Genomic DNA, 2354 nt, shown 5'->3' on the forward strand with positions numbered 1-2354 from the left:
TGCTGAACCTAAAACAGCTACCAATATTACGCGATTATTTGAAACAACGTATGAAGATGAAAATAACCCAGATAAAAAACAAAGAGAATATTTTAAATATTATATGCCTGGTGTTGGTACTGCTTTTCCTGAAATAGCAGAATATAATTTCACTAATATGGGGTTAATATTTGCAACAGGAGGAGAGAATCGTATTAATTGGGCTTTATTAATGTTAGCAAATACTTTAATTGTTTCTTCTAACTTGGATGAATTAACACTACCTCAGTTACGTATCCATTTAAAAGATATGGCAACTCCAACATATCTTCCTATTAGTGGTAAAGGTCGTCGCCGTGCGGTTATCCATTCTTTAATTAATAAAAAAGAGATTATTGAAGGATTACAACTTAAACCTAAAACATTAACGATTAAACTTTATGTTTATGGTTTCTCACGTGGTGCAGCCGAAGCAAGAACTTTTGTTAATTGGGTAACTCAGTTATTCGATACTCCTGAAGGCGCTGATAAACCATCTCAACAATTATGTGGCATTAATGTAAAAGTTGAATTTATTGGTATTTTAGATACGGTGCCCTCTGTGGGTATAGTACATTTAGCACCTTTTTTTTCAGGTCATATGGATTGGGCAAATGGCACTCAACAACTCCCCAATGAAAAAGTTTTTCCTAACTTTATTAAGTGCTGTCGTCACTTTGTTTCTGCCCATGAACAACGTTTCTGTTTTCCTCTAGATACAGTAAGACGGCCCTCAATTTGGGAGAATGAAAAAAATAAAACAGATACATCTGTGAATAATAAAAATATTAATGGTAATAATTATGGCCGTTATCCTAAAATATCCGATATTGAAGAAGTGGTTTATCCTGGTGTTCACTCCGATATTGGCGGAGGATATCTGGTAGGCGATCAGGGTAAGGCATTTGAAGACCCTTCCATGCTAGTTTCACAAATCGTCTTACATGATCTTTATCTTTCAGCATTTCTAATAGGAGCTCCATTAAATATCATAGGAAAATCACCAAAAAATAAAAGTGGTAATTATATGAGTGCAAGTATTACTAGAGAAATTCAAACTTTATTCAAAATCAACCCAATTCTAATTCAACGCTTTAACGCATGGCGAAAAATTACTTTAGGATTACCTCCAGTCGCTACTACTCATTTTTCGGGAACTTTCAATGCTTGCCGTACAAATACAACATTAGAAAAAATCGTCGAAAAACAAATGGCATGGATGACAGCTTGGCGTATCGATAGATATGCCGATATGAATCTTTTTAATCAAGATTTTTATAAAAATGCATTACAGCATGGCACTGAAAAGATCAAAGAAGATAAAGAAAAATGGGAGAAAACTAAAGAGGAGATAGAAGAACAACAGAAAGAAAAAATAAAACAAGGTACAGATACCATTTCACCAAGCGATCTTGCAGGACCTAGTATTTATGAGCCCATGCTAGGTAAAACACAATTAAGAGAAGGAGCTGAAGAATTTAAAGCGGACTATTATAATGGGCGAAGAGAAGTCCGAAATTGGAAACAATTTTCTATCGATAATTTACTAACGAATATAATGTGCTTATTAAATACTGATGATGAGAAAGCTGAATATTTTTATATGAAAAAAAGTGGTGATGATATTTATAAAAAAGGTTATGGATTTCCTTTATTTAAAGAAAACAACATACTTTCTCCTGATGAATTATTAACAAGAGATTTATTTGATGACCAATTTCATGATTCTCGCGCTTGGTTTATGCATGATGCATTACAATCTAGAGAACCTTGGGCAAGCTATTTTAGCTATCGAATGATCTATGCTGATAGTGAAACAAATAAATTTTTATCTCCTGTTGCAATAGCGGGAAAATTAATTGGCATAGCGACATTTATTGGTGGTATGGCGTATGTAGTGAGGCAAAAAAACATTAAAAATGCATTAGGTGCTTTTGCGGGTACATTAGGCGTTATGTCAATGGAATATGAAGTAGTAAATGCAATAACAGGATTAGCGCTCCCCCTTAATCCTGAAGATGTTAAACCAACTAAAAATGCGGGCCCTATACAATCAATTGCTGTCGCTCAATCTGTTATTGAAAAAACAGAAGGTGTTATAAATAGTTTAACTCAACTTATTGATACTAAAAAAATCTTATCAATTGCTTAAATTAGTATTAATTCCCTTTATTTTAACTTTATCTCTAAAAGATCAGGAGATATATCGTGAGATATCCTCCGCGTTACCCTGAGTTTACCCAAGACAAACCGATAAATTGGAAAAAACCATTAAAGTGGTTATTTATATTTATTGGTTTCTCTCTTTTTTTTACTAATATTATTTTATCAAATAG

General features: G+C 33.2%; 1 protein-coding gene. It reads left to right on the top strand.

The genetic code is table 11. The features are described from left to right. Positions 1 to 2170 (top strand): T6SS phospholipase effector Tle1-like catalytic domain-containing protein (locus JEP40_RS18890; RefSeq protein WP_198624800.1); only part of this gene is annotated, 2170 nt, incomplete at its 5' end. Positions 2171 to 2354: the final 184 nt, after the last annotated feature.

The sequence above is a fragment of the Proteus vulgaris genome, from assembly GCF_016239305.1.
Classification (GTDB): Bacteria; Pseudomonadota; Gammaproteobacteria; order Enterobacterales; family Enterobacteriaceae; genus Proteus; species Proteus vulgaris_C.